This is a genomic window from Pseudomonas sp. S2_H01, from assembly GCF_054668305.1.
This window is the reverse complement of record NZ_CP162756.1, coordinates 2,840,459-2,857,927: the sequence shown is the minus strand read 5'-3', so window position 1 is coordinate 2,857,927 and position 17,469 is coordinate 2,840,459. Positions and strand designations below refer to the sequence as shown.

The window sequence follows — 17,469 nt, the reverse complement described above, 5'->3', positions numbered from 1 at the left end:
CGTTTAGCCTTTTTGTGCGACCAGACCGTCCGCCCGGAACATGCCGCGAATACCGCGCACCGCCTGGCGGATTCGGTCCTGGTTTTCGATCAGCGCGAAACGGACGTGATCGTCGCCGTATTCCCCGAAACCGACGCCCGGCGAGACGCAGACCTTGGCCTCAAGCAGCATCTTCTTGGCAAATTCGAGCGAGCCCAGGTGCGCATAGGCTTCAGGGATCTTGGCCCAAACGTACATTGAGGCTTTCGGGTTTTCGACCATCCAGCCCAGCTCGTGCAGCCCTTTGACCAGCACATTGCGGCGCTGGCGGTACTGCTCGGCGATGTCGAGCACGCACTGCTGGTCGCCTTCCAGTGCCGCAATCGCCGCGACCTGCAGCGGCGTGAACGTGCCGTAGTCGTGGTAGCTCTTGATGCGGGCCAATGCGTTGACCAGTTCAGGGTTACCGACCATGAAGCCAATCCGCCAGCCGGCCATGTTGTAGCTCTTGGACAGGGTGAAAAACTCCACCGCGATGTCCTTGGCGCCCGGCACCTGCATGATCGAAGGCGCTTTCCAGCCGTCGTAGACGATGTCGGCATACGCCAAGTCGTGAACCACCAGCACGTCGTACTGTTTAGCCAGTGCGACCACGCGCTCGAAAAAATCCAGCTCGACGCATTGGGCGGTCGGGTTGGACGGAAAACCCAGAATCATCATCTTCGGCTTGGGGATTGAACCGCGAATGGCTTTTTCCAGCTCGGCGAAGAAGTCCACGCCTGGCACCAGCGGCACGGAGCGCACCTGGGCACCGGCGATCACCGCACCGTAGATGTGAATCGGGTAACTGGGATTGGGCACCAATACCGTGTCGCCCTGGTCAAGCGTGGCGAGCATCAGGTGCGCCAGGCCTTCCTTGGAGCCAATGGTGACGATGGCTTCGGTTTCCGGGTCGATGTCGACCTCGTAACGTTTTTTGTACCAGCTGGAGATCGCCCGACGCAGACGCGGGATGCCACGCGAAGTCGAGTAGCCGTGAGTGTCTTCACGCTGGGCGACGGTGACCAGTTTTTCGACGATGTGCGGCGGCGTTGCCCCGTCGGGGTTGCCCATGCTCAGGTCGATGATGTCCTCACCACGACGACGAGCGGCCATTTTCAGCTCGGCGGTGATGTTGAACACGTAAGGGGGGAGTCGATCGATGCGCGCAAAGCGGCGCGGCGAACCTTGGTCAGCCATGAGATGCCTCTGAAGACGTAAGCGCCCGGAACCGTCCGAGCGACGCTGGTCACTGCGGTGACCTGGTGCGGAAGATAAAGGCGCTGATGGCGGTTTGTCTACAAGGTTTTCAGGGCCATGCAACAAACGGTGAATCGGCGCGAAACCTGTAGGAGCGCGCTTGCCCGCGAATGCGGTGTGTCAGTCACCGATGATGTATTTGATCTAACGCATTCGCGGGCAAGCGCGCTCCTACAGAGGGATTACGTCAGGCGAGAGCATGTCGCAGGCCAAACAACAGCAGGAAATGCAGCGGATAAATCAGATACGCCCAACGCCGCATCGGCCATACCGCGAACGCAGGTCGCCAGCGCAAAAGCGCCAGGCCGAGCCAAGGCCCGATCAGACAGGCAATCAACGCCCCGACCGAAATTGGATCGCCCCACAGCATGCCGTCGATGATCTTCGGCCACTCGTTACTCAGCAGGCATATCACGCCCGGCAGGACCGCCAACCAAAGCGATCCCCTCAACACGAGCAGGAAAGCGGTCGGCAGCAACACGCCATAGGCGCCAAACATCAGCGACGGCGCGAATGCAACACCGATGCCCAGCGCCAGCACCGCCATGATCCGCATCGGCCACGACCCGCTGCTCGCCCCCTGGGCAACCAGCAGCCCGAGTACCAGCGTCGGCAGCACGTTGAGCGTCGTGACCTCACCGGCCATGTAGAGCCGATACGGCAACTCGGCGACCACTGAAAACATTCCCAGCCACGCCAGGTATTTCCAGCGAATCCCGGGGTCAACCGCTTGCGAAACGCTGCGCCCGACGTTGACTGCAATGGCCAGGCAAAACCACGCAAAGGCCAGCCTGCCGGGCACGTAAAGCCAGTCCGCCGACCATCCGACATAACGCAGGTGATCGAGCACCATGCTTAACATCGCCAGCCACTTGAGCAGGTCCAGCGCGCGGTCACGCACCGGTCGTATCGCTGAATGTGCCTCGCTCATCGTGCTCCGGTGTTTGACTGAATTTTCTGACGCAAGAATGCATGACCAAACCGTTGAATCTTGGTTACAGTCGCAGCCTTCGATTACAGGGAACCGGCCATGTCAGACCAAAGCCAGCAGTTTGCCAGCGACAACTATTCGGGAATCTGCCCCGAAGCCTGGGCGGCCATGGAACAAGCAAACCATGGCCATCAACGCGCGTACGGTGACGACCAATGGACAGCGCGGGCGGCCGATCAATTCCGTCAGCTGTTCGAAACCGACTGCGAAGTGTTCTTCGCCTTCAACGGTACGGCCGCCAACTCGCTGGCCTTGTCATCGTTGTGCCAGAGTTACCACAGCGTCATCTGCTCCGAAACCGCCCACGTCGAGACCGACGAATGCGGCGCCCCCGAGTTTTTCTCCAACGGCTCCAAACTGCTGACCGCCCGCAGCGAGAACGGCAAACTGACGCCCGAATCGATTCGCGAAGTCGCGCTCAAGCGGGCCGATATTCATTACCCCAAACCGCGCGTCGTGACGCTGACCCAGGCGACCGAAGTGGGCAGCGTGTACTTGCCCGAAGAGCTGAAAGCGATCAGCGACACCTGCAAGGAACTGGGGCTGAACCTGCACATGGACGGCGCCCGTTTCGCCAATGCCTGTGCGTACCTGGGCTGCACGCCTGCCGAGTTAACCTGGAAAGCCGGCATCGACGTGCTGTGCTTTGGCGGCACCAAGAACGGCATGGCGGTGGGTGAAGCGATTCTGTTCTTCAACCATAAGCTGGCAGAAGACTTCGACTACCGCTGCAAACAGGCCGGGCAACTGGCGTCGAAAATGCGCTTCCTGTCAGCGCCTTGGGTCGGCCTGCTGGAAAACGACGCCTGGCTCAAACACGCCCGTCACGCCAACCGCTGCGCGCAGTTGCTCGCTGAGCTGGTGAAAGACATTCCCGGCGTGGAATTGATGTTCCCGGTGCAGGCCAACGGCGTGTTCCTGCAACTGTCAGAAGCCGCCATCGCTGCCCTGACGGCCCGGGGCTGGCGCTTCTACACCTTCATCGGCAACGGCGGCGCACGGTTCATGTGCTCGTGGGACACCGAGGAAGCCCGCGTGCGTGAACTGGCTGCGGACATCCGGCTGGTGATGGGGGCCTGATCGCCCCCGGTCTTCCTGACACCGCGAATGACCCTGTGGGAGCGAATTCATTCGCGATTGGCCGGTTCAGCCGACAGAAATCAATCAACTGGGCCTCCATCGCGAATAAATTCGCTCCCACAGGAATATGTCAGGCGGACTAGAGTGTGCGCACACCTGAAAGCGCTATCACCCCTGCGAAATCACCTTCTCGATCACCTCGACCGTCGCACTGACCTTGTCCTCATAACGGCTCAGCTCATTGGCATGTTGCTGTTTGAGTTCGATCTGCTTCGAGCACAGGTTCAGCGCCGCCAGCACCAGCAGACGGTCGCCGATGAGCGTCGGGTAACTGCGCTTGGTTTCCGACAACGCCGACTTGAGCATGACCACCGCCTCCACCAAGGTCTGCTCTTGTCCGGCAGGTGCCTTGATCGTGTAGTCGTTGCCAAGAATGGAAATGACTTTGGTGGCGTCGCGGTCAATGATCATGCGCTGACCGCACTGACGCTGGTGGCGCGATCAACCAGCGCCTGAATCCGAGCCGCCGTGGCGCCTTGTTTCTCTTCCTGCTCCAGCAGGCTCAACTGCAGACTGTCGTTGTCATCCCTGGCTTGTTTCAGCTCTTCTGTGAGCTGCGCGTTCGTGTTCTGCAGGTCCTGGTTTTGCTGCACCAGGTCACCGACGAGCTTTTCCAACTGGCTAAGGGATGCTTCCAACATTTTGATATCTCAGGCAAATTTCAAAGGGCGCGTACGATAAAGAAAAGTCACTTCAGCTACCAGTGAAATCAGGGCATTCACGCCACTACACCGACCAGAAAAGCACTTGTGTTGCTTCAATCCCGCAAACGCACGAGGGTCCTGATTGACTGCGTTTTGCCCATCTTGTTCCTGCTGTTCGTCAGATCAAGCGCCTGCGACATAAGCGCACAGCAACGGACCACAGGGGTCAAGTCCTCCTCGGGCCGACCGATAAGTATGGATCTCTGGCAACTCTCCCTTCTGCACGCACGGATCGCGGCTTTCTCAGGAACCGTCATGTCCCTACGCAATATGAACATCGCGCCCCGCGCTTTCCTTGGCTTTTCCATCATCGGTTTGCTGATGCTGATCCTCGGCGTCTTCGCCCTGACCCAGATGGGCAAGATCAACGACGCCACGGAGACGATGGCCACCAACAGCATGCCGAGCATCAAGTCGCTGGATAAGCTGACCGAAGCAAGCATTCGTCTGCGCGTGCTGTCCTACCGCCTGATGCTCAATCGCGATCCGGACACCCTGCAGAAAACCGTCGACCTGCTGGCCATGCGTAACAAGCAGATCGAAGAGGCACGGGCGGTCTACGTCAAACTGATCTCGGCTCCTGAAGAACAGGCGGCCTACGATCAGTACCTCTCCTTGCTCAACGACTATCGTCGACTCGAAGACCGCATGAAGTCACTGAGCAGCGCCAACAAACTCGATGAGCTGACCACGCTCCTCAGCGCCGATCTGCAGACCAACTCGGACCAGATGAACGTCGTGCTGGGCAAGCTGGTTGAGATCAATACCCAACAGCTCAATGACGCTAACAAGGATGCGGCGCAACAGTACTCGACCGCCTTCACCATGGTCGTCACGCTGCTGATCATCGCCACCGTCCTGACCCTGCTGTTCGCCTGGCTGCTGACCAACAGCATCACCCGCCCAATCGCCTCCGCGCTGAAAGCAGCTGAAGAGATCGCCGAAGGTGACCTGACCCACACGATTCACGTCGACGGCACCGACGAAGCCGGTCGCCTGCTGACCGCGATGCTGAAGATGCAGTCCAAGCTGCGCGATACGCTGCAGCGTATTTCCGGTTCGGCCACTCAGTTGGCGTCGGCTGCCGAAGAGCTGAACGCGGTCACCGATGAAAGCGCCCGTGGCCTGTCGCAACAAAACAACGAAATCGAACAAGCCGCCACGGCCGTCAACGAGATGACCAGCGCCGTCGAAGAGGTGGCACGTAACGCCGTGAGCACGTCTGAAGCCTCGAAAAACGCCACCAGCTCAGCCAGCGACGGCCGCGATCTGGTGCAGGAAACCGTCAGCGCCATCGAGCGCATGAGTGGCGACGTGCAGAGCACAGCGACCTTGATCGGCAACCTGGCGGACGAATCCCGCGACATCGGCAAGGTGCTGGATGTGATTCGTGGCCTGGCCGACCAGACCAACCTGCTCGCCCTCAACGCCGCGATCGAAGCCGCGCGTGCCGGTGAAGCCGGTCGTGGCTTTGCGGTCGTGGCCGATGAAGTCCGCGCGTTGGCGCACCGCACTCAGCAATCGACCAGCGAAATCGAACGCATGATCGGCAGCATTCAAGGCGGCACCGAACAGGCCGTGAACTCGATGCGCAGCAGCACCGAGCGCGCCGAATCGACATTGAACATCGCCAAAGGCGCAGGCGTGGCGCTGGACACCATTAACAGCGCGGTGGTGGAAATCAACGAACGCAATCTGGTCATCGCCAGCGCGGCCGAAGAACAGGCACAAGTCGCCCGTGAAGTGGACCGCAACCTGGTGAACATCCGTGATCTGTCGACTCAGTCGGCGACCGGTGCGAACCAGACCAGCGCCGCGAGCAATGAGCTGTCGCGTCTGGCAGTGGATTTGAACGGTATGGTCGCGCGGTTCAGGTTGTAAAGAATCATCAACCTAGACACATAAACGCTGTGGGAGCGAATTCATTCGCGATGAGGCCAAGCCAGGCGATACCTCTATATCGACTGAAAGTCCCATCGCGGACGAATCCGCTCCCACAGGAGTGATGACGCCGAATTAATCAATATTCGATACGAACGTCGCCTTTCGGCACGCTGCAGCACGACAGGATGTAACCCTCTTCCACGTCGTCGTCGGTAATCCCGCCGTTGTGCTCCATCTCCACTTCCCCGCTCAGCTTCATCACCTTGCAGGTCCCGCAGATGCCCATGCCGCAGGCTTTGGGGATCATCAGACCGAGTTTCGCAGCCGCCGCGTGGACGGTTTCGCCCGGCGCCACGCGAATGCTCTTGCCGGTGTCGGTGAACTCCACCTGATGCAGTTCGGCCACATCGACTTCCGGCGCATCGGCCGCCTGCTCGGCGTGTTCGACCGCGTCGGCGCGCGCTTCCGGTGGCGTCGCACCAAAGGATTCTTCGTGGTACTGCGCCATGTTGAAGCCGTTGGCTTCCAGCAGGCGTTTCACGGCATTCATGTACGGCGTCGGGCCGCAGCAGAACACTTCGCGCTCCATGAAGTCCGGCGCCATCAGCTCGAGCATCTTCTGGTTCAGGTACCCGCGATAACCGGCCCACGGCTCACCCAACCCGTGTTTCTCGCAGACGATGTGCAGCGAGAAGTTGTTGATCCGCGACGCCATCTGCTCCAGTTCACGGTGGTAGATGATGTCTTTGGGTGAACGCGAGCTGTGGACGAAGACCATGTCGACGTTGGCGTTGGTGTCGTAATACCAGCGCGCCATGGACATGACCGGCGTGATACCGACGCCGCCACTGAGGTAGAGAATCTTCGGATTCGGGAAGTCGATGGCGTTGAACAAGCCGACCGGCCCGTGAACCGCCAGCTCCTGGCCTTCATGCAGGGTGTCGTGCAACCAGTTCGACACCTTGCCGCCCGGCACCCGCTTGATGGTGATCGAGAAGCTGTAAGGCACCGACGGCGAACTGGAGATGGTGTACGACCGCATGATCGGCACGCCTTCGATTTCCAGCTCCAGGGTCACGAACTGCCCCGGCTTGAAGAAGAACAGGATCGGCTGGTCGGCCATGAAGCAAAAGGTGCGCACGTCCCAGGTTTCCTGGATCACTTTGACGACCCGCACCAGGTGGCGGCCATTGGCCCAAGTCTGGGTGTTGACCGGGCTGAGGAAACTCTGGGACATACTCACTCTCCACGGCCGACTGTCGGCCTCTTATGGTGGCGATTCTGCGTAACGCACGACGCGCCTATTTACCTATCAGCGACATTCACATACTTATGGCGACCAGGCCCGATCTATAGGGGTTACGTAGTCGGAAACGGATTCGGCCATGTCGCCCATGGATAAGGTTCACGTCGCGCCCGGCTACACACTCGCCGTCATTCGATTAAAGATTTTTTATACATAAGGACGAGCGACAGAACGCACCGTCGCCTTGCCTGCAAACCACTCACACACAACCGTATTAGCCACATTCGTAGACCGTTGAGACCACGGTCTGAGGACTTGAAAGATGGACGTCACCGCAACTTTGAGCTTGGGCGATCCGCTGGAACCCGCACGCAAGGCAACCGCTGAAATGCTGCAGAACCGGGAGCGCACCTATTCGCTCCCGCAGCCTTTCTACAGCGATGAGCGGCTGTTTGAAATCGACATGCAGGAAATCTTTCAAAAAGAATGGCTGATTGCAGGCATGACCTGTGAAATTCCGGCCAAGGGCAACTTCCTCACCCTGCAGATCGGCAAGAACCCGATCCTGGTCGTGCGTGCGCCGGACGGCTCGGTCAACGCCTTCCACAACGTCTGCCGTCACCGCGGTTCGCGTCTGTGCACCAAGGAAAAAGGCAAGGTCGCCAAACTGGTGTGCCCTTACCACCAGTGGACGTACGAACTCGACGGTCGCCTGCTGTACGCAGGCACCGAAATGGGCGCTGACTTCGACATGAAGCAGTTCAGCCTCAAGCCTGTGAACTGCAAGGTCGCCGGCGGTTACATCTTCATCAGCCTGGCGACCAACCCGCCGGCCATCGACGAGTTCTTGCAGACGCTGAATCACTACATGGAACCGTACGACATGGAAAACACCAAGGTGGCGGTGCAAACCACCTTGATGGAAAAAGCCAACTGGAAGCTGGTACTGGAAAATAACCGCGAGTGCTACCACTGCAACGGTTCGCACCCGGAACTGCTGAACACGCTGCTGGAATGGGACGACGTGACCGATCCACGCGCCGACCAGGCATTCAAGGACCACGTTGCAGCCTCCGCCGCTGCCTGGGAAGCCGAGAAGATCCCGTTTGCTCACGCAAGCTTCGGTCTGCGCAACCGCATCGTGCGCATGCCGCTGCTCAAAGGCACCGTGTCCATGACCATGGACGGCAAACAAGGCAGCCAGAAGCTCATGGGCCGTATCAAGAACCCGGACCTGGGTTCGATGCGCATCCTGCACCTGCCGCACGCCTGGAACCACTGCATGGGCGACCACGTGATCGTGTTCACCGTGTGGCCGATCAGCGCTCAGGAAACCATGGTCACCACGAAATGGCTGGTGCACAAAGACGCCGTCGAAGGCGTGGACTACGACGTCGCGCGTCTGCGTGAAGTGTGGGACGCGACCAACGATCAGGATCGTCGTCTGGCTGAAGAAAACCAGCGCGGCATCAACTCCATCGCCTACCAGCCCGGCCCGTACTCGCAAACCTACGAGTTCGGCGTGGTGAACTTCATCGACTGGTACAGCGCCAAGCTCCTGGAAAACATGGGCGCCGAGCCTGCGCCGTATTTGAAAGGCGTGGCGGTTAATCACGAGTAAGGCTCAATCACTCGGAACGTGTGGAGATTCCGACGGTGATGACGGTGGTGAAAGCGTTGTATCAGACAGACCGCATTCGCCACCGTCGTAACCTCCGGCAGCTCCCACAGGTTTTATGACAGTCCCCTAGACACCACTCAAGCCTGGTCAAAAAACGATCAGAGCTGCGCGACATTAGCCACACCGCCCCTCGGCACCATCCACCAACAACTTATCCACAGCACAACCCACAGCAATTGTGGGAAAGTCGGTTTTCGCCTGTGTAAAAAGTGAAGAAAAACCGTGACTTATTCAAGAAGCCCTATTCCTGCCACCACTGGTCATTTATTGATCAATCACGTGAAAGCCACGGTTTATAAAGCTCACAAGGGATAGCGAACACCTTATCCACAGAAGCGCCAACAGAGAATGTGCGCAACTCAGGTAATTACGTTGCGAGGTGTGGAAAAGTCGCTCGATCTCTCAAAATGGTCGGCTTCGAGCTACGAATCGTCGAAGAAACGCCAGCTTGATCATTTTTTGATCGAACCCTTGGAGACCCCGTTTTATATAGCTTTCAGGCGATGGCGAACAACTTATCCACACAATCGCTAACAGAGAATGTGGGCAACTGTGGACCAGCGTAAACCTCCACGTGTGGAAAAAAGCTTTTAAAAACCGAGGGATACAGTGATCAATATTTGATCAATGCCTGCAGACCCGCTAGATACGTGGCCCAGAGAAGACGGCGAACACCTTATCCACAGGTGCGCTCACAGAGATTGTGGGTAGTTCGACGGTCTCCTTCCGGAAAGACGGTTGAAGGTAATGCTAAGCAGGGCGCCGCACTCTTGAACTCATGCTTGAAGCTTTATCTGCCTCACTCCGACCGAGAATCTGAGGCGCTCTGACGATTTTGATGTGTGGTAATGGTGAAGTATGTGATCGCACTCGTTGAAATCTGGCCTCGTCCGTAGCTGCTTTATTGTGTTCATCAGACATTGGGGTCTTCGATCTTTTGACCATTGACTGGCGAACAGGGAGGCCGCGCGGCATTTGCGGGGGTTTGGGCGCCGGTCTGCCGAACAACTGTCCGACTCGTGTAACAGCAGCCGCCCTTAACTCGGGTTTAGCCATGACGTTCTGCACACCCAGCCCTAATCGGGTGAGGGCTCCCAATGCCGAAAGGGCAGTACCGGCGTGGGCGACGTAGCGTGCCTCTTTAACCCCGGCGAGCGCCAGCAGAGAAGCGACAATCGCCGTGGTGGACCCGATCAATGTCATTCGTGTTGCAACCAGAGCAAAGCCAATCGGCGGCGCTGCAATGGCAGTAAGAACGGTTGCACCGATCGTGAACGTGTGAAGACCGATGGTGAGTAAAGGCTGCAGCCAATCAGGCGTTCGCCCTGTCGGATCAACGTGGTTGACCGGGTCACCCAGGCAGTAGGTGTAGGAGTTGAGCCCGCCATCACCAAAGGGACTCAGCGCATCGGGACTGTGAAAACGCATCAGCGCGGGGTTATAGACCCGATGGCCGTTACCGAGGTGATACCAGCCGGTGCCCTGCTCTCGTAACTGGCCATTGAAGCCCGAGTGGCTGATCTGCGCCTCATCGCGAGGCTGTGCGCCGTAAGCCGTGTAGGCCATGTGCCCTGATTCAGACGGCCCAAATCCTGCCAAGACAGTGTTATGCCGATCAGTGGCCAGCAGCAGCGAACGAGAGGTAGGTGCATCCATCAGACTGACTCGCATACCGGGGAGGTCTGTGGATAAGCCTAACGGAACCATTCGCGGTGGGTAACTAGTAGAAGTGATAGGTCCGCAGGGTCTACCGAACCACGCCTTCCTCCACCAACAACTTCAAAATCGCCGCAGCGCCTTCCTGAGGGCTACCCCCCTTGAGCACCTGTCCACCGCCACCGCTGGCCTTCGCCGTCGCAGCCTTCATGCGATCCGCACCGCTTTTGGCTTTGATGACCTTTAGCCGTTTCGGCCGAGGTTTGGCCGGGCTCAGTTCGGCACCTGTGAATAACTCGTCAATGACGACATCGATCTGCTCGACGTCCAGCACGCCGCGCTGGGCCGGTCCGTAGGCGCTTTGGCGGGGTTTGGGCGCTGCGTTATCCACAGTGGCGAGAAATGGAAGTCGAACCTTGAGGCGACGACGCTGGCCGCGAGGCAGCGCCTGCAGAACCTGGGCCGTGCCGTTGTTCATGGATTCGACCTCCGCCATGCCGACGACCAGCGGCCAACCGAGCTTTTCGGCCAGCAGGTACGGCAGCATGCCGGAACCTTCGCCGGTTTCCGCCTGGCTTCCTGCGAGTACCAGCTGCACACCGGATTCGCGGATGTAATCGGTCAACCCCGGCAGTGCGTCGGCGCCTTCGGGTTGTTCGAGCACGTGGAGTTCACTCAAGCCCATGCCGAGATACGCCCGCAGTGCAGGCTCCTCGGCGTTACCCGCGTGCAGCACGTGCAAGTTATCCCCAGCCAGTTGCAGGCCAAGCTCTACAGCACGCGCGTCTTGCTCGGCACGCCGTGGACGACCGGAGGTCGGGTGCGCGCCGATTGAAACCAGGCTGATGACGTGCAGTGCGCTTTTATCCACAGGTGTGTTTTTGTCAGGCTGCATCGCGTTTTGCCTCGTTCCGGTAAGCCTCGACGGCCTCAATCAAGGCGTTGAGCACGTCGGCGCTTTCGCCAATCACTGAAAGATCAGCGCGTTTGATCATGTCGCAGGTCGGGTCGAGATTGATCGCCACGACTTTGTCGCAAGCCCCAATGCCTTGCAAGTGCTGGATCGCGCCCGAGATACCCACAGCCACGTAAACACGTGCAGTGACCCAGGTGCCCGATGCGCCCACTTGGCGGTCACGGGTCATGAAACCGTCATCCACTGCCACGCGGGAGGCACCCTCCGTGGCGCCCAGCGCGGCGGCAGTGCGGTGGAACAATTCCCAGTCCTTCACGCCATTGCCGCCAGAGAAAATGAATTCTGCTTCGGCCATGGGGATAAGTGCGGGGTCGACAGCAACGGCGCCGAGGTCTTCGATCCGGGCGATGCTGCGCGCGATGGCTGTGGACAACTCAACCAGCAGCGCTTCATGGCGGGTTTCGCTAACGGGCTCGGCACATTCAGCGGCGGCCAGAATCAGGCGTGAAACAGGACGTGAAAGGTCTTCGCGCCCAGCGCCTGCGCGGCCTGTGCTGCGTTCGTCCTTCACCTGCCAAACGCGCGTCGCCGGGCGCTCACCAAGACTCGCAGCGAAACGACGGCCCAGTTCACCACCACCGCTGCGGCTATCCGGCAGCAACCAATGGCGTGGGTCGAACTGGTTATCCACAGCCCGAAGTCCCTGCACCCGCTGCTCGGGCGAATAACCGTTGAATTCACTGCCTTCAAGCACCAGCAGACGGTCCACGCCCGCCGTCTCGAACGTGCTCTCTTTATGCTCGCCGAAGACCACCGCCAGCACGGCGCCGTCTTTGCCGACCAAGCTGTGAGCCAGTCCCAACAAGTCGCGATCGTGGCTGCTCAGGCGACCGCCGACCATGTCCGGGACCACCGCGATATAGAAGGCTGGATCGGCGACTTGATGCAGGGGCAACTGGACTTGCGCAGCGGCTGAGCGTTTGACGGCCCCGCCCTGTTGCGCGCCGCTGCGATCAATGCGCTTGATGCCGTTCGGGCCGATGAAGCCAATGCCGTGTACGTTTTTGCGGATGACGCCGTTGGGCCCCATCCAGCTGGTTTGTGTCGGTTGCATAGCCGCGTGCAGCGGGTGCAGACGGTTGCGGGCGATCCACTCGGCACGAGGGTCGCGGCGGATAATGTCGCTCATCAGTGCGCCTCCGCGGGTTCACGTTTGACAGGGGCCGGCTTGGCAGGCGCGGCGTCTTCAAGCAGCGCATCGGCAACCAGTTCGGCGATGTCCTTGATCATCGGGCGCGGCTCGACCACGCCTTCGAGCATCGCCGTGCATTGTGGACACCCTACGGCCACCAGTTCGGCGCCGGTTTCGCGGATGTCTTCCATGCGCATATCGGGAATACGTTGCTTGCCCGGGATGTCGGTGATCGGCGCGCCGCCACCGCCGCCGCAGCAGCGGGAGCGGAAACCGGAGCGTTGCATTTCCTTGACCTCAATACCCAGCGCCTTCAGCACATCACGCGGCGCTTCATACTCGCCGTTGTAACGGCCCAAGTAGCACGGATCGTGGTAGGTCACGCTGGAGCCCTTGTGTTGGCCCAGGTTCAGCGCGTTGTCGCCAATCAGTTCAGCCATGTAGGTGCTGTGGTGCTGCACGAGGTAATTGCCGTCGAACGCGCCGTATTCGTTTTTCAGCACGTGGAAGCTGTGCGGATCGCAGGTGACGATGCGTTTGAAGCTGTATTTGCTAAGGGTCTGAATGTTGCGTTTGGCGAGCATCTGGAACGTGGCTTCATCGCCGAGACGACGGGCGACGTCACCGCTGTCACGCTCTTCGAGACCGAGCACCGCGAAGTCGACTTTGGCGGCTTTCAGGACTTTGACGAAGGCGCGCAGCGTGCGCTGGTTGCGCATGTCGAAGGCACCGTCGCCGACCCAGAACAGCACGTCGACAGTCTTCTTGTCGCTCATGACATTGAGGTTGAGGTCTGCCGCCCAGTTCATCCGCCCGCCCGGCGCGAAACCGCCCGGGTTGTCGGTGGCGATGAGGTTTTCCAGGACTTCGGCGCCCTTGTTCGGGGTCGCGCCTTTTTCCAGGGTCAGGTGACGGCGCATGTCGACGATGGCGTCCACGTGCTCGATCATCATCGGGCACTCTTCAACGCAGGCGCGGCAGGTGGTGCAGGACCACAGGGTCTCGGCATCGACCAGACCGTTGACGATCGGTTGATGGGGATTGCCACCGTGTTCGCCGACGGGTTTGCCGGGGTAAGGGCTGCCGGCGAAGTTGGCATCTGTGCCGCCCGCCAGACCCACGACCATGTCCTGAATCAGTTTTTTAGGGTTCAGCGGCTGGCCTGCAGCATAGGCCGGGCACGCAGCTTCGCACTTACCGCACTGCACGCAGGCGTCGAAGCCCAGCAGCTGGTTCCAGGTGAAATCCTTGGGTTTCTCCACACCCAGCGGCGCAGTCGGGTCATTCAGGTCCAGCGGCTTCAGGCCTGTAGAGCGGCCGCCGCCAAAACGCTCGGCGCGGCGGTGCCAGGCCAGGTGCAGCGCACCGGCGAAAGCGTGTTTCATCGGGCCGCCCCAGGTCATACCGAAGAACAACTCGGAAACGCCCCACAGCACGCCGATCCCCAGAATGATCGCCAATAACCAGCCACCGAAGTTTTCCGGCAGGATGCCCGCGACTGGCAAGGTCACCAGGAAGAAAGATGCAGAGAACGCCAGCAGGCTTTTCGGCAGCCGCATCCATGGGCCTTTCGACAGCCGTGAAGGCGCGTTGCGACGACGCAGGTAAACGAAGATCGCCCCGACGAACATCACCGCCGACATCAGCAGCAGCGCGTAACCGAGAATGCGGTTATGCAAGCCGAAACCGTGGACCAGAATCGCCAGAATGATCGATGCGACTGCGCCGCCCGCCGTCGCGACGTGGGTGTTGGCGATGTATTTGTCGCGCGCCACCACATGGTGCAGATCGACCATATAGCGCTTGGGCATCGCCAACAGGCCGCCCAGCAGATCGACCTTGGACGCACGACCGTTGCGCCACATGGCCACCCGCCGCAAAGCACCCAGGACACCGAGGCCGAGGGCTGCGAACAGCAGGATTGGAAGAAGGGTGTTCAACATGTGGAGCTCCCAAAGACCAAGGGTCTCGTCAGGGGCTGATCGTTCCCACGCTCCGCGTGGGAATGCATACCGTGACGCCCCGCGTCACTGAAATAGACGCGGAGCGTCCATGCCGGCATTCCCACGCGGAGCGTGGGAACGATCATGTGTAATTAAAAGTCTTTGCAGAGCCGCAATGCGTCATAAATGGCAGCGTGCGTATTACGCTGCGCCACGCAGTCACCGATACGGAACAGCAGGTAGCCATCACCGGGTTGGCTCAATGACGGTTGAGGCTGGATCGCGAACAGGGCGTCGATGTCGATCTGGCCCTTGTTACGTGAGTCTTCCTTCAAGCCGTAGTACAGCTCTTCGTCAGGACGCACGCCGTTCTCGATCACCACCTGATCGACCACCCGCTCCTCTTTGGCGCCGGTGTATTCGTTCTCCAGCACCGCCACCAGCTTGTCGCCTTCGCGGTAGACCTTCTCCAGCATCATGTCGCCGGTCATGATCACTTCTTTCGGGTACATGCTGCGGTAGTACGTCGGGAACGACGTACCGCCGATGGCCACGCCCGGCTTGATGTCATCGGTGACGATCTCGACCTGACTGCCTTTGTCCGCCATGAAGTCGGCCACCGACATCCCGGTGAATTCGCAGATGGTGTCGTAGACCAGCACGTTCTTGCCCGGCGCGACCTTGCCGTCGAGCACGTCCCAACTGCTGACCACCAGACCTTCGGCGGCGCCCCAGTGTTCGTTCTGCTCAAGGAACGGATGACCGCCTACTGCCAGCACTACCACATCAGGACGCAGGTCCATGATGGTCGGGACGTCAGCCGCCGTGCCCAGGCGCAGGTCGACCTTCAGGCGCGCCAGCTCCAGCTGATACCAGCGAGTGATACCGGCGATCTGATCACGTTGCGGCGCCTTGGACGCCGTCACGATCTGCCCGCCGATGAAGTCTTTTTTCTCGAACAGCGTCACGTCGTGACCCCGTTCGGCTGACACACGTGCAGCTTCCATACCCGCAGGACCGGCACCGACGATCACCACTTTGCGCTTCACGCCGGTGGTTTTCTCGATGATGTGCGGCACGCCCATGTATTCACGGGAGGTCGCGGCGTTCTGGATGCACAACACGTCCAGGCCTTGATACTGACGGTCGATGCAGTAGTTGGCGCCGACACACTGACGGATCTGGTCAACCTGGCCCATTTTGATCTTGGCGATCAGGTGCGGGTCAGCGATGTGCGCGCGGGTCATGCCGACCATGTCGACGTAGCCGCCTTCCAGGATGCGCGTGGCCTGGTTCGGGTCCTTGATGTTCTGCGCGTGCAGAACCGGTGCCTTGACCACTTCCTTGATACCGGCCGCCAGGTGCAGGAATGGCTCCGGTGGATAACTCATGTTGGGAATCACGTTGGCCAGCGTGTTATGCGTGTCGCAACCCGAGCCCACCACACCGATGAAGTCGATCATGCCGGTCTGGTCGTAATACTTGGCGATCTCTTTCATGTCTTCATGGCTGAGACCGTCCGGATGGAATTCGTCACCACAGATACGCAGACCGACGCAGAAGTCCGGACCAACCTCTTTACGCACGGCCTTGATCACTTCCAGACCGAAACGCATGCGGTTTTCGAAACTGCCGCCCCACTCATCGGTGCGTTTGTTGACGCGCGGGCTCCAGAACTGGTCGATCATGTGCTGGTGCACAGCCGACAGCTCGACGCCGTCCAGACCACCGGCCTTGGCACGTGCAGCGGCGCTGGCGTAGTTGCCGATCACGCGCCAGATTTCTTCCGGCTCGATGGTCTTGCAGGTCGCGCGGTGAACCGGCTCACGGATGCCCGATGGCGACAAGAGGGTCGGCCAATGCTCGCCGTCCCAACGGGAACGACGGCCCATGTGGGTAATCTGGATCATGATCTTGGCGCCATGCTTGTGCATGGCGTCAGCGAGATTCTGGAAGTGCGGGATGATCTTATCGGTCGCCAGGTTGACCGACTTCCACCAGCCTTGCGGGCTGTCGATCGCAACGCTCGAAGAACCGCCACAAATGGCCAGACCGATGCCGCCCTTGGCTTTCTCCTCGTAGTACTTCACGTAACGGTCGGTGGTCATGCCGCCATCAGTGGCGTAGACCTCGGCGTGCGCAGTACTGAGGACGCGATTGCGGATAGTGAGTTTGCCGATCTGGATCGGCTGAAACATTGCTTCGAAAGCCATGGCAGGGTCCTCGGCTTACAACGGTTTTACGACAAACAGGCCATCTTCGTGGCCTTCTTCCGAACCGCCGTAGACCTGCTCGGCCACAGTGCGAACGGAACTGCCTTTGGCAGCGAGGATCTGGTCCATGGCACCCGCGAACCAACCGGTGAACATGTAATCGACCTTGCGACCCACTTTGCCGTACACATACACGAACGCGGAATGCTCAAGCTTGACGCTGGCGGTGCCTTTATCGAGGTCGATTTCCTCGATCTTGAACAAGCCCCAGCCACGCTGCGACAGGCGGTTCATGTAGTGCTCGAAGACTGCAACGCCTTCGATGCCATGGCATTCGGCTTCTTTTTCGCACCAGTGCCAGGCGGACTTGTAACCGGCCTTATAGAGGATCTCGGCGTAGGCTTCAGCGCCCAGCACTTCCTCGATGCCCATGTGGTTGTTCACGAAGAAATGACGCGGCACGTACAGCATTGGCAAGGCGTCGGACGTCCAGACACCGGTTTCGCTGTCGACTTCGATTGGCAATTGCGGGGCGATCTTGGCCATGGAAACTTAACTCCAGAAAATTCAGGTGATGCCCCCTCCGCGGACGGGAGAGGGAAAAATTCAGTGATGAGGGCGCGTT

The 17,469-nt window shown here is 59.7% G+C and carries 14 protein-coding genes and 1 pseudogene; 4 read left to right on the top strand and 11 right to left on the bottom strand.

What is annotated here, in order from left to right:
- Window positions 1-3: 3 nt before the first annotated feature.
- Together alaC and AB4N84_RS12705 are read right to left on the bottom strand one after the other, a co-directional pair.
- Window positions 4-1,218: an alanine transaminase gene (gene alaC, locus AB4N84_RS12710; RefSeq protein WP_074752298.1), complete on the bottom strand. Its 1,215-nt coding sequence runs from the start codon at window positions 1,216-1,218 to the stop codon at window positions 4-6.
- 247 nt (window positions 1,219-1,465) lie between these two features.
- On the bottom strand, window positions 1,466-2,209 hold the full coding sequence (locus AB4N84_RS12705; RefSeq protein WP_460046590.1) for a TraX family protein: 744 nt from the start codon (window positions 2,207-2,209) through the stop codon (window positions 1,466-1,468).
- A gap of 99 nt (window positions 2,210-2,308) precedes the next feature.
- Between AB4N84_RS12705 and AB4N84_RS12700 the strand changes: the two genes are divergently transcribed.
- Window positions 2,309-3,349 carry a threonine aldolase family protein gene (locus tag AB4N84_RS12700; RefSeq protein WP_074752300.1) on the top strand — a complete coding sequence of 347 codons (1,041 nt, stop codon included), beginning with the start codon at window positions 2,309-2,311 and terminating at the stop codon, window positions 3,347-3,349.
- Between the two features lie 168 nt (window positions 3,350-3,517).
- Here AB4N84_RS12700 and AB4N84_RS12695 read toward each other — a convergent pair whose 3' ends face one another.
- Window positions 3,518-3,820, bottom strand: a complete 303-nt coding sequence (locus AB4N84_RS12695; RefSeq protein WP_460046588.1) for a cell division protein ZapA — start codon at window positions 3,818-3,820, stop codon at window positions 3,518-3,520.
- A complete protein-coding gene (locus AB4N84_RS12690) occupies window positions 3,817-4,050 on the bottom strand; it encodes a hypothetical protein (protein ID WP_074752302.1) in 234 nt (77 codons plus the stop codon). The genes AB4N84_RS12695 and AB4N84_RS12690 overlap by 4 nt, the downstream gene beginning before the upstream one ends.
- 258 nt (window positions 4,051-4,308) lie before the next feature.
- On the opposite strand from AB4N84_RS12690, the pseudogene AB4N84_RS12685 reads away from it, so the two are divergent.
- Window positions 4,309-5,091 (top strand): annotated as a pseudogene (locus tag AB4N84_RS12685) (MCP four helix bundle domain-containing protein); the annotation flags it as partial.
- A 30-nt stretch (window positions 5,092-5,121) separates the two neighbouring features.
- The gene (locus tag AB4N84_RS12680) at window positions 5,122-5,994 is read left to right on the top strand and encodes a methyl-accepting chemotaxis protein (RefSeq protein ID WP_460047008.1); all 873 of its coding nucleotides are present in this window, start codon (window positions 5,122-5,124) and stop codon (window positions 5,992-5,994) included.
- 139 nt (window positions 5,995-6,133) lie between these two features.
- On the opposite strand, the gene gbcB is transcribed toward AB4N84_RS12680, so the two are convergent.
- Window positions 6,134-7,234: a glycine-betaine demethylase subunit GbcB gene (gene gbcB, locus AB4N84_RS12675; protein WP_120124111.1), complete on the bottom strand. Its 1,101-nt coding sequence runs from the start codon at window positions 7,232-7,234 to the stop codon at window positions 6,134-6,136.
- Window positions 7,235-7,565: 331 nt separating this feature from the next.
- Between gbcB and gbcA the strand changes: the two genes are divergently transcribed.
- Window positions 7,566-8,864 (top strand): glycine-betaine demethylase subunit GbcA, encoded by a 1,299-nt coding sequence (gbcA, locus tag AB4N84_RS12670; RefSeq protein WP_074752306.1) that lies wholly within the window; start codon window positions 7,566-7,568, stop codon window positions 8,862-8,864.
- Window positions 8,865-9,674: 810 nt separating this feature from the next.
- Here the strand turns inward: gbcA and AB4N84_RS12665 are convergent.
- The 6 genes from AB4N84_RS12665 to AB4N84_RS12640 all read right to left on the bottom strand — a co-directional run bounded on the left by AB4N84_RS12665 (window position 9,675) and on the right by AB4N84_RS12640 (window position 17,390).
- A complete protein-coding gene (locus AB4N84_RS12665) occupies window positions 9,675-10,580 on the bottom strand; it encodes an RHS repeat-associated core domain-containing protein (protein ID WP_460046586.1) in 906 nt (301 codons plus the stop codon).
- A 91-nt stretch (window positions 10,581-10,671) separates the two neighbouring features.
- Complete coding sequence (gene etfB, locus AB4N84_RS12660) at window positions 10,672-11,475, bottom strand: electron transfer flavoprotein subunit beta (RefSeq protein WP_460046584.1); 804 nt, start codon at window positions 11,473-11,475, stop codon at window positions 10,672-10,674.
- Complete coding sequence (gene etfA / locus AB4N84_RS12655) at window positions 11,465-12,685, bottom strand: electron transfer flavoprotein subunit alpha (RefSeq protein ID WP_460046583.1); 1,221 nt, start codon at window positions 12,683-12,685, stop codon at window positions 11,465-11,467. Before etfA ends, etfB begins: the two co-directional genes overlap by 11 nt.
- The gene (dgcB, locus tag AB4N84_RS12650) at window positions 12,685-14,631 is read right to left on the bottom strand and encodes a dimethylglycine demethylation protein DgcB (protein WP_460046581.1); all 1,947 of its coding nucleotides are present in this window, start codon (window positions 14,629-14,631) and stop codon (window positions 12,685-12,687) included. The genes etfA and dgcB overlap by 1 nt, the downstream gene beginning before the upstream one ends.
- Before the next feature lie 152 nt (window positions 14,632-14,783).
- The gene (gene dgcA, locus AB4N84_RS12645) at window positions 14,784-16,844 is read right to left on the bottom strand and encodes a dimethylglycine demethylation protein DgcA (protein WP_460046579.1); all 2,061 of its coding nucleotides are present in this window, start codon (window positions 16,842-16,844) and stop codon (window positions 14,784-14,786) included.
- Window positions 16,845-16,859: 15 nt separating this feature from the next.
- Window positions 16,860-17,390 carry a DUF5943 domain-containing protein gene (locus AB4N84_RS12640; protein WP_074752312.1) on the bottom strand — a complete coding sequence of 177 codons (531 nt, stop codon included), beginning with the start codon at window positions 17,388-17,390 and terminating at the stop codon, window positions 16,860-16,862.
- Between the last annotated feature and the right edge of the window lie 79 nt (window positions 17,391-17,469).

What these genes read in the sequence shown, in the direction of transcription:
- alaC (WP_074752298.1), bottom strand. Translation starts at nt 1,218, where the DNA reads ATGGCTGACCAAGGTTCGCCGCGCCGCTTTGCGCGCATCGATCGACTC.
- AB4N84_RS12705 (WP_460046590.1), bottom strand. Translation starts at nt 2,209, where the DNA reads ATGAGCGAGGCACATTCAGCGATACGACCGGTGCGTGACCGCGCGCTG.
- AB4N84_RS12700 (WP_074752300.1), top strand. Translation starts at nt 2,309, where the DNA reads ATGTCAGACCAAAGCCAGCAGTTTGCCAGCGACAACTATTCGGGAATC.
- AB4N84_RS12695 (WP_460046588.1), bottom strand. Translation starts at nt 3,820, where the DNA reads ATGATCATTGACCGCGACGCCACCAAAGTCATTTCCATTCTTGGCAAC.
- AB4N84_RS12690 (WP_074752302.1), bottom strand. Translation starts at nt 4,050, where the DNA reads ATGTTGGAAGCATCCCTTAGCCAGTTGGAAAAGCTCGTCGGTGACCTG.
- AB4N84_RS12680 (WP_460047008.1), top strand. Translation starts at nt 5,122, where the DNA reads ATGCTGAAGATGCAGTCCAAGCTGCGCGATACGCTGCAGCGTATTTCC.
- gbcB (WP_120124111.1), bottom strand. Translation starts at nt 7,234, where the DNA reads ATGTCCCAGAGTTTCCTCAGCCCGGTCAACACCCAGACTTGGGCCAAT.
- gbcA (WP_074752306.1), top strand. Translation starts at nt 7,566, where the DNA reads ATGGACGTCACCGCAACTTTGAGCTTGGGCGATCCGCTGGAACCCGCA.
- AB4N84_RS12665 (WP_460046586.1), bottom strand. Translation starts at nt 10,580, where the DNA reads ATGGATGCACCTACCTCTCGTTCGCTGCTGCTGGCCACTGATCGGCAT.
- etfB (WP_460046584.1), bottom strand. Translation starts at nt 11,475, where the DNA reads ATGCAGCCTGACAAAAACACACCTGTGGATAAAAGCGCACTGCACGTC.
- etfA (WP_460046583.1), bottom strand. Translation starts at nt 12,685, where the DNA reads ATGAGCGACATTATCCGCCGCGACCCTCGTGCCGAGTGGATCGCCCGC.
- dgcB (WP_460046581.1), bottom strand. Translation starts at nt 14,631, where the DNA reads ATGTTGAACACCCTTCTTCCAATCCTGCTGTTCGCAGCCCTCGGCCTC.
- dgcA (WP_460046579.1), bottom strand. Translation starts at nt 16,844, where the DNA reads ATGGCTTTCGAAGCAATGTTTCAGCCGATCCAGATCGGCAAACTCACT.
- AB4N84_RS12640 (WP_074752312.1), bottom strand. Translation starts at nt 17,390, where the DNA reads ATGGCCAAGATCGCCCCGCAATTGCCAATCGAAGTCGACAGCGAAACC.